The sequence below is a fragment of the Acinetobacter pragensis genome (genome assembly GCF_001605895.1).
GTDB classification, from domain to species: domain Bacteria; phylum Pseudomonadota; class Gammaproteobacteria; order Pseudomonadales; family Moraxellaceae; genus Acinetobacter; species Acinetobacter pragensis.
On the sequence record NZ_LUAW01000060.1, the window covers coordinates 1 to 3,131 of the forward strand.

The following is a 3,131-nucleotide window of genomic DNA, read 5'->3' on the forward strand; positions in this document are numbered from 1 at the left end:
GAAAGATAAAAAGCACATCTGGGCAAAATGAATTTGAAGAAAGCGCTCAGCCTCCAAAGATTCAGTGGACAGAACTGAAAAATAAATATTCACTCAGCTTAGAACACATACAATTCAGTGAACATTATGAGTTTCAGTAAAATAGCCTTGATGCAGGCTATTTTACCAAGGTATTCAGCACTTACTGTACTTGTTCCAATATGCGCACTTTAATCTGCAAACTTAAAGCTTGAGTCGCCTCATGATGCGCTTTCATATTGACACTGCGCATGTGCATTTCCAGATCCTGCCGTGTTTTCCATTTTTCATACATCATGATGGAAAATGGAACTTTGGCCTGCATGGCGCTTTCACCCGATAGGTCATCTATATGAATATCATAGCCATAGCAGCCTCCTTCCTGTAAAACCAGCGGACGGATTTTCTTGAATGACTCAAGCACGCTGTCAAAATCATTTTCTGAAGCGCATATCACTTCTGCAACAACAGTGAGCATCATTATTTCCTTTATGCCTGATTAAGCAAACACTTGCATTAAATGTTCGCGGTATTGCGCTTTATAAGTTTCGACATCAGGAGCTTTTATCACATCATTTGCAATAAATGTCGGCAAAGTCTGCAGCCCTAAAAATTGATTGGCTTTATGAAAAGGCAAATACACGCCGTCTACACCAACACCGTGAAAGAACTGATCAGGCTCATTAAATGCCGCCATCGGCGCATTCCATGTTAAAGACAGCATATATTTTTTATGCTGAATCAAACCGCCTGAACCATATTTTTTAGCGGCGTCAAAACGTGACCTGCCGTCACTTGCATATAAGCTGCCATGCCCTTCGGTAAAGACATCATCTATATATTTCTTGACTGTCCACGGCGCGCCCATCCACCAGCCCGGCATTTGGTAAATTACTGCATCCGCCCAAAGGAAATTCTGCACCTCTTCCTGAGCATCATAATTGGAATCTGCACGGGTAATTTTAACCTGATGTCCTAAATCAGGCAGCACAGATGCCGCCAAATCGGTCAGCGTATCGTTTAATTCACCATTAGAATGCGCAAATGTTTTAGCGCCGTTCACAATTAAGATATTACTCATGTATAAGCCTTGTATATTCATTTCTGCAGGCACTATAGCGTTAATATTTACTGTGAAAAATTCCTGAATGTGCAAAATATTATTGAGTAAAAATCAGCAATCAAAAATAAAGGCATTAAAAAAACGCCCACAGGCGTTTTTTTACTTTTTAAGATTTTGAAACTGGATTTTAAGGAATCAAGCCTTCATCCCGCATGGCAATTTGCACAGACTGGCGCTCTGCGACTTTTTTGCACAGCGCATTAATATTTGCATACGGTGTTAAATCATGGCCAATTGCCTTAGACCAATTGGTGAGCACAAATAAATACGCATCTGCTGGGCCAAAATTATCATCTACTAAATAGTCATTGTCCGACTCGCCAATAGCGTTATCAATATAGCTCAGCAGGCGGTCAACTTCCGCATAGCCCTTTGCCTTTGCATCATCATTCAAAGGCGCGCCAAAAAATACTGCATAGGCATCATGCAGTTCTGAGTTTAAATAACCCAGCCATTCTAAAACTTTTGCCCGGCCAAGACCTGATGGCGGAATTAAATCCTGTTTAGGATCATGCTGTGCAAGAAAGGGTAAAATAGCGACGTTTTCAGTAAGGATCAAACCAGGATTAATCTCTAAAGCCGGCACATAGCCTTTTGGATTAATTTCATAATAATCTGCGCCCTTTTCTGTTTTATGGGTTTTTAAGTCGACGCGAACCAAATCAAAATCAACATTAATTTCATTTAGAATAATATGCGATGCCAAAGAGCAAGCGCCTGGAGAATAATAGAGCTTCATATCTGATCCTTGTTATTTAACTATTAACTGTTTTAAATCGCTTCTGACAAACTTTCAAGTGATCAAACCTGTAAATTGCAAAAAAGCGTAAATGGCATAATTTCACTTACGCTTTGAATATTGTTTATAACAGAAATTTTTTCAAGTCAAACTGTTCTGCTTTTTTTTATCAAAGTGTTTTAACATACGCAGGTTTTAAATTTGATGGCAAAATACAGTGCTGAAGCTTAACAAAGATGAATGGTTTTCCAACATCCGTACCGATGTATTGGCAGGCTTAGTGGTTGGACTTGCCTTAATTCCCGAGTCTATCGCCTTTTCTGCCATTGCAGGAGTAGACCCGCAAGTCGGCTTATATGCTTCATTCTGTATTGCTGTCAGCATTGCATTTTTAGGCGGGCGGCCTGCCATGATTTCTGCCGCAACAGGCGCTATGGCGCTGCTGATGATTACGCTGGTTAAAGATCATGGGCTGCAGTATTTACTGGCGGCCACTATTTTGACAGGAATCATTCAAGTGATTGCCGGCTGGTTTAAAGTCGCGAAACTGATGCGTTTCGTTTCTCAAGCTGTAGTCTACGGTTTTTTGAATGCGCTGGCGATTCTGATATTTGCAGCGCAAATGCCTGAAATCAATCAAATGAACGGCTTAGGCTTTGTCTTTATGGCGCTCGGCTTAGCCATCATTTACCTGTTTCCTTACATCCCCAAAATCGGCAAGGCAGTCCCCTCACCGCTGATCTGTATTTTGGTGCTCAGCTGTTTAGCCATTTTTCTGGGCGCAGATATGCGTACAGTAAGTGATTTAGGCAATTTTCCAGATACATTGCCTATTTTTCTCATTCCTGAAATTCCGCTGAATTTTGAAACACTGCAGATTATTTTCCCGTATTCCCTTACGCTTGCGACCGTTGGCCTGCTGGAAACCATGATGACAACAACTGTTATTAATGAAGTGACCGGCACCGAGGGTGACCGCCATCAAGAATGCCGAGGTCAAGGCTACGCCAATATCGTCAGCGGCTTTATGGGCGGCATGGCAGGCTGCGCAATGATTGGGCAATCCATCATTAATGTCTCATCTGGAGCCCGAACCCGCCTCTCCACATTAGTGGCGGGCCTTTTTTTTTTTTTTTTTTTTTTTTTTTTTTAAWYATGGCGGGTKTTTTTWTCCCWYTTTTTCCTTGTTKKCCTTTTTATTATTGTTKTHBTTTHHTCHATTTBATTTGGGTTTTTTTARKSMCAACACCC

3 protein-coding genes and 1 pseudogene are annotated in these 3,131 nt (G+C 41.2%); 1 reads left to right on the forward strand and 3 read right to left on the reverse strand.

Translation table 11 applies throughout. The features are described 5' to 3' along the window. Positions 1–181: 181 nt before the first annotated feature. From AZH43_RS16835 to AZH43_RS16845, 3 genes are all read right to left on the reverse strand, one after another. A complete protein-coding gene (locus tag AZH43_RS16835; RefSeq protein WP_227509843.1) occupies positions 182–499 on the reverse strand; it encodes a putative quinol monooxygenase in 318 nt (105 codons plus the stop codon). Positions 500–517: 18 nt separating this feature from the next. Continuing rightward, positions 518–1,099 carry an NAD(P)H-dependent oxidoreductase gene (locus AZH43_RS16840; protein WP_067672271.1) on the reverse strand — a complete coding sequence of 194 codons (582 nt, stop codon included), beginning with the start codon at positions 1,097–1,099 and terminating at the stop codon, positions 518–520. A gap of 169 nt (positions 1,100–1,268) precedes the next feature. Continuing rightward, positions 1,269–1,880, reverse strand: a complete 612-nt coding sequence (locus tag AZH43_RS16845) for a glutathione binding-like protein (RefSeq protein WP_067672276.1) — start codon at positions 1,878–1,880, stop codon at positions 1,269–1,271. Between the two features lie 217 nt (positions 1,881–2,097). On the opposite strand from AZH43_RS16845, the pseudogene AZH43_RS16850 reads away from it, so the two are divergent. Beyond that, positions 2,098–3,007, forward strand: a pseudogene (locus AZH43_RS16850) (SulP family inorganic anion transporter); the annotation flags it as partial. Positions 3,008–3,131 lie beyond the last annotated feature (124 nt).